Origin of the sequence: Prosthecomicrobium pneumaticum (assembly GCF_014199915.1) — a bacterium.
Lineage (GTDB): Bacteria > Pseudomonadota > Alphaproteobacteria > Rhizobiales > Kaistiaceae > Prosthecomicrobium > Prosthecomicrobium pneumaticum.
Window position 1 is genome coordinate 1 of the sequence record NZ_JACHOO010000018.1, and the last position, 8,908, is coordinate 8,908.

The 8,908-nt window shown below is 74.5% G+C and carries 6 protein-coding genes; all 6 read right to left on the reverse strand.

Going from position 1 to position 8,908, the window contains the following annotated elements:
- Window positions 1-346: 346 nt before the first annotated feature.
- Window positions 347-2,263, reverse strand: coding sequence for a hypothetical protein (locus GGQ63_RS21630; protein WP_183858708.1), 1,917 nt, complete (start codon window positions 2,261-2,263; stop codon window positions 347-349).
- A 121-nt stretch (window positions 2,264-2,384) separates the two neighbouring features.
- Complete coding sequence (locus GGQ63_RS21635) at window positions 2,385-2,648, reverse strand: spike base protein, RCAP_Rcc01079 family (RefSeq protein WP_183858709.1); 264 nt, start codon at window positions 2,646-2,648, stop codon at window positions 2,385-2,387.
- A 56-nt stretch (window positions 2,649-2,704) separates the two neighbouring features.
- On the reverse strand, window positions 2,705-3,367 hold the full coding sequence (locus tag GGQ63_RS21640; protein ID WP_183858710.1) for a DUF2793 domain-containing protein: 663 nt from the start codon (window positions 3,365-3,367) through the stop codon (window positions 2,705-2,707).
- On the reverse strand, window positions 3,360-7,235 hold the full coding sequence (locus GGQ63_RS21645) for a baseplate multidomain protein megatron (RefSeq protein WP_183858711.1): 3,876 nt from the start codon (window positions 7,233-7,235) through the stop codon (window positions 3,360-3,362). Before GGQ63_RS21645 ends, GGQ63_RS21640 begins: the two co-directional genes overlap by 8 nt.
- Window positions 7,235-7,669, reverse strand: a complete 435-nt coding sequence (locus GGQ63_RS21650; protein WP_183858712.1) for an NlpC/P60 family protein — start codon at window positions 7,667-7,669, stop codon at window positions 7,235-7,237. The genes GGQ63_RS21645 and GGQ63_RS21650 overlap by 1 nt, the downstream gene beginning before the upstream one ends.
- Complete coding sequence (locus tag GGQ63_RS21655; RefSeq protein ID WP_183858713.1) at window positions 7,666-8,541, reverse strand: DUF2163 domain-containing protein; 876 nt, start codon at window positions 8,539-8,541, stop codon at window positions 7,666-7,668. Before GGQ63_RS21655 ends, GGQ63_RS21650 begins: the two co-directional genes overlap by 4 nt.
- Between the last annotated feature and the right edge of the window lie 367 nt (window positions 8,542-8,908).

Genomic DNA, 8,908 nt, shown 5'->3' on the forward strand with positions numbered 1-8,908 from the left:
CGCAGAGCCCGGGCCGGGTCCGATTGGGCGACCGTCGCGCGGTGTGATGGGTCTCCGCCTTCGCGGGAATGACGGATGGACGGCGTCCGCCGGGAGCGCCGCAGGTCACGATCATGGATGCCGGCACGGAGGCCGGCATGACGGGTGGAGGGGGCTCATCAAGAGCGCCCAGCCGACCCCGATCGGCAATCCCCCTCCCCCCTTGTGGGGGAGGGCCGGGGTGGGGGGTGACTGAGCCGAAGCCGAACGACCCCGCCCCCCGAGAACACGAGACGCCGGAACGCCGCCCCCCCCCCGCTCCCGGCCGGCCCGCCACCCTCAGGCGGCAACTCCGGCCGGCCCGCCCCTAATAGCCGAGCGCCACCAGCCGCGCCTGCCAGGCGGCACGGGCGATCGCGTTGCCGGCGGCGTTGAGGTGGATGCCGTCGGAGCGCAGCGAGCGCGGCGGGACGCCCGCGGCGAGGTCGGCGAGGTCCTCCGCCGAGCCGTCCGGCGCGGCGAGCAGCGCGCCGAGGATATCGACGAAGCGCGACCCGTGCGCCGCGGCGAGCGCGGCATTGAGCGCGCCGATCGTCGCCTTGAGGTCCGCGTCGTCGCCCGTCCCCGTCAGCACCGAGCCGACCAGATAACGCCCGCCCGGCACCCGCGCCGCCATCGCCGCGATGTCGGCGCGCACCCGCTCGGGCGCCGCCGGATTGTTGCGGCCGGCCCAGAGAAGCGCCACCCGGCCGCGGAAGGCGACCGCCGCGTCCGGCTCGAACCGGCTCATCGGCAGGCAGGCGGCGGGCGTGCCGGCGCGCTCGCGGATGAAGCTGTAGGCCGCCGTGTCGTTGGCGTGGTCGTCGCCCGTGCCGCCGCGGACGAGCGCACCGTAGACGCCGCAGAGCCAGCCCGTCTGCGCCTGCGGCCCCTGATAGGTCACGGGGCTCACCGTCCGCGCCGTCACCGCGACCGGCGGCGGCGTGGCCACGGCGCGGGTGATCGCCACAGCGGCGATCGAGAAGCCGCCCACCGTCGCGGAGGGATTGAGGGCCGCGAGATGGACGCTCGACCCCGCCTCCCCGAGCGTCAGGGTGACACTCTGCCGGCCGGAAGCGGCGAGCGTCGTGCGCGCCGCGGGTGCCCAGGCCGCATCGGCGTCCCAGGTCAGGCCGATCTCGACCGCCGGCAGGTCGGAGAGCACGACGTCGAGCTCGACGAACACGGTCTCGCCCGCCGCCATGGCGCCGAGCGGCCGCTGCACGCCCTGCAGATAGGCGGCATCATGGACGACGAGCGCGCCGCCGGCGAGCGTGGCGTCCGTCGCCGTGCCCGCCTGCGTCCGGCCGCTCCAGCCCGCCATGCCGGCATCGAAGCGGTCGGTCGTGGTCGCCGTGTCGCCGGCCGGAATGGCATCGCCCTCGAGACTGACGAACACCGGCATGGCGCCCTGCCGCGCCGCCACCTGCGTCGAGGTCTGGCCGCCTATGCCCTCGTTCTCGACGAGCCGCGGCGGCGAGAACAGCGCCCCGAAGCCGGTCGCGAAGGCCGAGGCGGCGAGGCTGTCGCCCCAGACGACGATCGCGTCGTCGGGCGTCGCCAGCCGGCGCAGATCCGCATCGGTCGGCGCCGCGGCGAACAGGGCGAGGCGATGGATCGTGCCGGCGAAATCGGCATAGCCGCTCACCGAATTGCCGAGCCGCAAATGGGTCAGCCCCTCCGGCATGCGCCGCTCCGGCCCGCCGAGGACCTCGGCCGCCGCCCCGTCGCGGGCGATGGCGTGCCGCCCGGCGCGCGCCGCGGCGGCGATCCGCGTCCGGTCGCCGGCGCCGAGCGGCCCGGCCGCGACGCTCTCCTCATAGGACGAGGCGGCCTCGACCGCCTGCCAGATCACCGCCCCGTCCGGCCGCCAGACCAGGTCGAGCCGGGTCGACCAGTCGCCGCCGTCGAGCGCCAGCAGCGCCGCGGGCGTCGCGCCCGGCAGCGCCGCCGGCGCGGTCGCGTCGAGGAAGAGCCCGATTTCGTCCGGAATGGCGCGAAGCGGCAGAAAGGCGCTGCGAGGGCCGGCCCGCGCCCCGCCGAGCGCGGCGAAGAGCCCCGCCTCGTCGCCGAACACCGCCCGGCCGGACCAGAACCGCCCGGCCGTGTAGTCGAGATCGATGAGCGCCGGCCGCCCCGCCGCGTCGCGCAGCACCCAGCCGGGCGCCCAGGACGAGGCCACCACCGGCGATGCGGCAAGGGCCGCCGGCAGGCCGAGCCCGAGACCGAGACCGAGCGCGCTCATGCCCGCTCCCTCCAGAACGCTCCGCCGTGTGATGCGCCGGTCCATCCGGCCAGACTAGCATCGTCGGCCGCGATCGCCATGCCCCTCTCCCTTCCCGTCCGGATGACGCCCGCCATCGCGCTCACCACACCGCGACGATCGCGCCGGCGCTCGTACCGGTCGCCTTGACCCGCGCGATCCGCCCGGGCAGCCAGCCGCGCATCCCTGCGAAGAGAAGCGTCTCGCCGCCCTTCGTCACCACCGCGAGGTCGCCCTCGGCGCCGACGAACAGCGCCCGGGCGAGATGCGGCAGGTCCTCGGCGTCGGAAGGCGCCACCGCGACGCCGTGCTCGAACGGGCTCGAAAGCCCGGCCGTGTTGTGCGCGAAATCATCCGTCGCCGGCATCGGCGCGTCTCCTCGTCGGGTGTGAAGAAAGGGAATGGAAGGCCGGTCGGACGGCGTCAGGCGGTGCCGGAGGGGAAGGACACCACCCCCGTCGCCCGGTCGATCGCGAGCGCCGTGAACCAGGTCGCACCGTCGGGCGAGACCTTGATCGAGAAATCCTCGCCGCCCGCGAGGCCGAATTCCGCGCGGCCGGAAAAGCCGGTCTGGAAGACCAGCGAGACGGTGTCGCCCGCCGCCTCCTTGTCGAGCGCCAGCCGCATGTCGCCGGTGCCGCCCGCCGCCGCGTCGACGGGTGCGAGGAGCACGGCGTTCGAGCGCACCGCGAAGCGGTTCGTCGCATCCGCCGCCGTGTTGACGCCGAGCGCGGCGACGCTGTCGGCCGGCGCGGGCGGCGTCCAGCCACCCTCTGCGAAGACGAGCAGCCGGCCCGTCGCCCGGTCGACCGCGACCCAGCCCGGCTCGGGCGGAAGCAGCATCCAGGCGCCGTCGACGAAATGGGCGATCGCGCCGTCCTGTCCCGCGAAGAGGCCGGTCGCGCCCGGACCGACGATCAGCCGGCTTCCTTCCGCCGGCGTCTCGGGCGGCACGGTCGCGTCCGTGCCGTCGACCGCGAGCTGGACGATCGCGTCGAGCCGGCGCAGCGCCTCGTTGAGCGTCACGTGCTTCTGCGCCTGCGCCGCGGCGAGATAGGGCAGCGCCAGATGGAGCGTGTCAGCCATCGATCGCGATCTCCGTGAAAAGGCCGGGGCCCGCCGCCGCGCTCGTCTGCGCGACGCGGAAGGTGAAGGGGGCGTCGGCCGCCCCGAGGAGGGCCGCGCGCGCCGCGCCGGTGAGCCGGAAGCCCGGCACCGTCACCGTCTCGGCAGCGACCACCGCGCCCGAGGCGACGATCTCGATCCGATAGGCTTCCGCCGCCTCGCCGAGCGGCACCTCGACGGCGGCCCAGTCGTCGCCGCCGGTCCGCGTCTGGCGGATCCAGGCGAAGACGAGGTCGCCCGCCTCGCGCCGCACGGCGAGATGGGCGGGCGGCCGGCAGCGGAGCCCGATGCGGCTCGCCGGCAGAGCCGTGTCGGCGAAGCGGCGCGGGTCATAGGCGGCGCCGGCCGGCCCCGCCCGCAGTGTCAGACCGAGCCCGCCTTCGGCCGTGGCGAGCGCGAGAACCGGCGCCGCCGCGTCGAGCCGCACGAAGCGCGCGCCGCCCGCATGGCCCGCCGCGGCGCGGTCCTCCGTTCCCGCCTGGCCGCGCAGGAAGCCCGAAAGCCGCCAGCGCGACGGCCCGATCAGCGTCGCGTCGCGGAACTGCACCACCTCGAAGCCCGTCTCGGCCGAGCCGATCGCCGCGGCGTTCGCCCCGTTCGCCACGGCGAGCGCCGAGGCGCCCGAGAGCGCCCCGCCGTCGAGCGTCACCTCGATCGCCGTCGCCTCGTCCCAGCGGCCGGGGGGACCCGGCGGCATCGCGGTGTCGAGCGCACCCGCCGTCGCCCGCCGCTCGACCGCCTGCCGCGCCGCGAACCCCGTCTCCGCCGTGCCGATCTGCAAGAGATAGGCGCCGGGCCAGGGATCGGCGAAGAGCGCGACGCGCGGCGCATGGTCGGCGTCGCCGTCGGCGAGCGGCGGCAGGTCGAGCACGATGAGATCGGGCGGCCCCGCGCTCGCGCTGTAGCTCGGCGTCGCCGCCCGCGGCGCGGCGCGGGCCGGGGCGAGCATCGGCGCGATGGTGCGCGCCTCGATCGCGCGCGCCGCGCCGTCCTCGATCCGCCCGACGATCAGCGCGATCCTCCCCTCCCCGCCGCTGTCGAGCCCGACGATGTCGCCCGGTTCCACATCGAGCCGGTGCGGGTCGAGCGCGAAGGACACCGTCTCGCGTCCGGCCCACAGGTCGGCGAGCAGCGCGTCGGCGAAGCCGCTCGCCGCCGCCTCGTCCATCACCGCGCCGCTGTCGACCGTCTGCTGCCGCCGGCTGCCGGTCTCGAGCCGGCGCGAGGCGACCGCCCCGTCGCGATAGTCGGCGAGGCCGTCGACGAAGCCGAGCGACACCTCGGCCGGCAGTTCCGTCTCCTGCGCGCGCCGCACGGTGAGGCGCGGCCGGTCGTCCTCGCTTTCGACCAGTTCGCCGCGCCCGATCGTCAGCCGCGCCGGCCGGCTCTTCGGCACGAAGCGGAGCGCCGCGCCGCTCTCCGCGGCGACGAAGCCGAACAGCGTCGCGAGCGGCTCGAGCGCGTCGCGCGCCGAGCCGGTGCGGCCGACGACATAGCCGTCGACGAGCCCGTCGAGCGCGCCGATTTCGGCGTCGGTAAAGCCATGATCGGCGAGCACGGCGCGCACCAGCGCATCGGCCGGCAGCGCGCCGAGCCGGCCGGTCAGCCAATGGCCCGTCTGCCAGTTCGGCCCGTCCGCCCACACGCTGTCGAGATAGGGGAAGGCGGGATAAGGCCGCGCGTCGACGCACCAGAGGAACACCCGCGAGCGATCGACCATCCGGCCGTCATAGCGGTCGGAAAGGGGGTTCGCCGTCTCGTCCGCCCAGTGCTCGAGATGCGCCTCGAGAAAGCGCCGCTGCACGAGATCGTCGCGGGTGCCGTTCGAGAAATGCGGCAGCCGCGCCCCGCCGACCTTGTCGTCGGGAAAGACGTTCGGCTCGTTCGCCCCCTTGTCGACCGCCGGACAGCCGAGCTCGGTCAGCCAGATCGGCTTGCTCTTCGGGATCCAGGCGGTCGGCGTCGTGCGCTCGATGCCGCCCGGCCGGTCGTAATGGAGATGGCCCCACCAGCCGGCGAGGTCCTTGTAGCGGAACACCCAGGGCTTGCCCGCCGCCCCGTCCTCGATCGGGCTGCGGATCTGCGCCGCCCGGTCGGCCTCGCTCGCATAATACCAGTCGAAGCCCTCGCCGCCGGCGATGTTGCCCGCCAGATACGCCCGGTCGTGCGGCCCGTCGGCGATCGCCGCGTCGCGATGCGCGGTGCCGTCGCGCCAGTCGGCGAGCGGGAAATAGCAGTCGATCGCCACCGCATCGATCGCCGGATCGGCCCAGAGCGGATCGAGATGGAAGGTGACGTCGCCCGAGCCGTCGGCCGGCCGGTGGCCGGAATACTCGCTCCAGTCGGCGGCATAGCTGATCTTCGTCGCCGGCCCGAGCACGGCGCGCACCTCTCCGGCGAGCGCCCGCAGGCCCTCGACGAAGGGGTAGCGCCCGTCCTCGGCACGCAGCGTCGACAGCCCGCGCATCTCCGCGCCGATCAGGAAGGCGTCGACGCCCCCCGCCGCCTCGGCGAGATGCGCCATGTGCAGCACCATCCGGCGATAGCGCCATTCCGCCGGCCCCGAATAGACCACCCCCCCGCCCGACAGCGCGAAATCGTGCCGGTCGCAGGTTCCGAGGAACGCCGCGATCTCGTCCGTCGCCGCCGCGGTGCCGTCCGTCGTGCCGGCCCGTCCGGGCGCCACCGCGCCGGTGATCTCGCCGCGCCAGGGATAGGCCCCCTGCTCCACCCTGCCATAGGGATCGGGCCGGCCATTGCCGGCCGGCACGTCCATCATCAGGAAGGGATAGAGCGTGACCGCGAGCCCGCGCGCCTTCAAGGCGGCGATCGCCCGGATCACGCCCGCGTCCGACGGCGTGCCGCCATAGGCGGGCCGGCCGGCATGGAGCGACACCACGGCCGCACTTCCGCGTTCGAGCCCCGCCACCCGCCAGGGCGGGCTCGTCGTGCCGGCCGCCGTCTCGACCTTCGGCCGGATCGTGCAGGAGCCGGCGCGCAGATCGTCGCCGAACCAGGCGACGACGAGCGAAACCCGTTCGAGATTGGGCAGGGCCGCCTCGATCGCGTCGAGCGCGGCGACGAAATCGGTTTCCGCCCCGTCGACATGGCGGTTCACCGTCTCGCGCCGGCCGCGGCCGAGCGCCCGGTCGACCGGCTCCGGATCATAGCCGAACTCGGTCGCGCCGGGCATCATCACCACGGCGCGGACATCGCTTTCGAGCCCCTCGACCGGCCGGAACACCTCGAAGGCGAGCTGCGGGATGCGGTTGCCGAAATCCTCGAGCGGCAGCCCCTCGAAGACGACATGGGCGAGGCCGCGATAGGCCGGCGTGTTGCCCTCGCCCTGCTTCGCCTCGATCAGCGAATCCGGCGCCTCGTCCTCGCCGCCCGGATGGACGCGGTGGACGATGCCGGAGAGGTCGAGCAGGGCGCCGTCGGCCCACACCCGGCCGACCCGGGCGATCGGCCCTTCGCAGAGCCCGACCGCGAAATTGGCGAAGTAGGAATAGGTCCTGACGCTCGTTCCGCCGGCGCCGCCCTTGCCGCCCTGCGTCTCGGTCGAGACACGCTCCTGATAGCGCGTCGCCCAGATGATCTGGCCCGAGACGCGCGCCCGGCCATAGACGCGCGGGATCGGCGTCCCCTCGCGCGAGCCCTGGATGTCGACCGTGCCGAGCCGCGCGCCCTCGACCGTGCCGCCGCCGAACAGGCGCTGGTCGATCGTATAGCCGGCGAGCGCGCCGACCGCCCCGCCGAGCACCGCACCGAGCGGGCCGAACAGCCCGCCGATCGCCGCGCCCGCGGCGCGCAGGAGAAGCGTCGCCATCAGCCGGTCACTCCGGGAAAGGAAAACACATGGGCGATCCGCCGCCGCCACCAGGGTGACAGCGCCGCCCCGCAGACCGCGGCGCCCTCATGGGCGTGGACGAAGCGGTCGGGCGCGACGAGGATGCCGCAATGCTTCGCCGGCACGCCGGCCCGCCAGCGGAAGAGCAGCAGATCGCCCGGTTCGGCCGCATCCGGCGCCACCGGCGCCATGTGCCGCCCCGCGGCCAGCGCGAGCGTCTCCGCTCCCCGCGCCTCCGCCCAGTCGGGCGTATAGGCCGGCATCGCCTCCGGTTCGGCGCCGTAGAGCGCCCGCCAGACGCCGCGCACCAGGCCGAGACAGTCGCAGCCGACGCCTTTCAGAGAAGCCTGGTGCCGATAGGCCGTGCCACGCCAGGAAAGCGCTTCGGAAACAATCGCTTGCCGGGTGATCATGGGACGATGATTCCGCCGTCGTTGTTGGCGTCCGCCCGGGCATAGCCGAACGCGAAATCATTCCCGGGCATGTGCGGAAAGCCCCGAAAGTTCAAGCTGTTGGCGAATTTCTCTCGGCATGTGGAAAAGCGCTTGTCGCAGCCCGCCGTGAGGGTGAACCCGTCGCCCGCCGAAACCGGCCGCGGCGGCGTCTGCCAGAGCTCGACGATCCCGCCCTGCTGCAGCCGCACGGTGGCGGCGAAGCCCTGATTGGCGCCGGAGGTGAAGACGAGCCGGCCGCGTTCGAACCAGCCGGCGGGGAAGTCCCCGAGCGCCACCTCGATCCGCCGCCCGCCATCGCCCGCTCCGACCGTCGCCGCGACGCGATAGGCCGCGAGGGCGAGATCGACGCCACAGCGCGGGTCGCCGAGATCGGCGTCGCAGGCCGCGCGGAAAGCCCGGCCGGAGGGCTGGTCGAGCCGCGCCGCGAGGCCGCGGATCTCGGCCCGGAAGGCGCCGTCCTCGCGCACCGTCTCGCCGATATGGCCGGAGCGCAGCCGATGCCGCACGGCCGGATCGCGCCAGTCGACGAGCCACACCTCGACCGCCGCATCGTCATAGAGCCCGGCGGCGAGGTCGGCCTCGGAGAGGCTCTCGGAGGCGAGCGCCCCCTCGACCTCCATGCCGCCGGCGGCGAACCCGCTTTCCGCCGCCGCCTCGCCGGCGGAGAACCCGCTCGCCGCGGCGCAGACGACGCCGTCGAAGACGATGTCGCGGTCATGGTCGGTGAAGCCGAGCACCACCCCGTCCCGCCGCCGCACCACCCAGACGCGCGCGAGCGCCGTCACCCCGCCGGCGAGATGCGCCGCGAGCTCCGGACCGATGATCCGCATGATCCCTCCGATTGCCGATGAAGCCATGCCCGCCCGCAGCAGCCGCCGCCGCCGGAGCCCCTGCCGCCGGACAGCCGCCCGAACCCCGAGCGGCCCCCTCCCTCCCCGCCCCGAGCGGCCCTTCTCCCTCCCCCCTTGTGGGCGAGGGCCGGCATGACGGTCGGAAGGATCGGCTCGCAAACGCAGAGCACCCGTCACCCCGGCCTCCGTGCCGGGGTCCATCATCGTGCCGCGTGGCGAAACGCGCCGCCGCCATCCCCGCACACCCGTCATCCCGGGCGGAGCGAAGCGGAGACCCGGGACCCATCGAGCAGAGGAACACATCGAGGACCGCCCGGCTCGATTCGTCCCGGCTTCCGCCGGAATG

What these genes read in the sequence shown, in the direction of transcription:
- GGQ63_RS21630 (WP_183858708.1), bottom strand. Translation starts at nt 2,263, where the DNA reads ATGAGCGCGCTCGGTCTCGGTCTCGGGCTCGGCCTGCCGGCGGCCCTT.
- GGQ63_RS21635 (WP_183858709.1), bottom strand. Translation starts at nt 2,648, where the DNA reads ATGCCGGCGACGGATGATTTCGCGCACAACACGGCCGGGCTTTCGAGC.
- GGQ63_RS21640 (WP_183858710.1), bottom strand. Translation starts at nt 3,367, where the DNA reads ATGGCTGACACGCTCCATCTGGCGCTGCCCTATCTCGCCGCGGCGCAG.
- GGQ63_RS21645 (WP_183858711.1), bottom strand. Translation starts at nt 7,235, where the DNA reads ATGGCGACGCTTCTCCTGCGCGCCGCGGGCGCGGCGATCGGCGGGCTG.
- GGQ63_RS21650 (WP_183858712.1), bottom strand. Translation starts at nt 7,669, where the DNA reads ATGATCACCCGGCAAGCGATTGTTTCCGAAGCGCTTTCCTGGCGTGGC.
- GGQ63_RS21655 (WP_183858713.1), bottom strand. Translation starts at nt 8,541, where the DNA reads ATGCGGATCATCGGTCCGGAGCTCGCGGCGCATCTCGCCGGCGGGGTG.